This is a genomic window from Streptomyces sp. BE303 (genome assembly GCF_036290945.1).
Classification (GTDB): domain Bacteria; phylum Actinomycetota; class Actinomycetes; order Streptomycetales; family Streptomycetaceae; genus Kitasatospora.
Genome location: NZ_JAQYWZ010000514.1, coordinates 1 through 354, shown reverse-complemented (window position 1 = coordinate 354; position 354 = coordinate 1). Strand labels below are relative to the sequence as shown.

Here is a 354-nt window from a genome sequence, read left to right as displayed (position 1 = left end):
TGGCCCGCGTGGTCGATCACCGCGGTGCCGGGCGGCGGGGGGCCGCTCGCGGTCCCGACACCGGTGACCCTGCCCGAGTCGACGGCGGAGAGCGGGCGGGCGTCGGGTCCGGACCGCGGGTATCTCTAGGAGGAGCTCGCGGTGGTCGGCGAGGAGGCGGCGGCGTGCGGCTGGGCACCGGTGTAGGCGGCGGAACAGGTCCTCGAGTCGCCCGGGACGAGGGAGGTGTCCGGGCAGGTGATCGCGGGCGGTGTCCCCGTGCCGGAGAACGAGGTGTCGGTGACGCTGAAGTCGGTCAGCGGGACGTCCCCCGAGTTCGACACCACGAACCAGAAGATGATCGAGGAGCCCGCC

At 73.7% G+C, this 354-nt stretch carries 1 protein-coding gene; it reads right to left on the bottom strand.

Features of this window, described 5'->3' with window-relative positions; translation table 11 throughout:
- Window positions 1-125: 125 nt before the first annotated feature.
- Window positions 126-354 (bottom strand): DUF7507 domain-containing protein (locus PUR56_RS10885; RefSeq protein WP_329948730.1); only part of this gene is annotated, 229 nt, incomplete at its 5' end.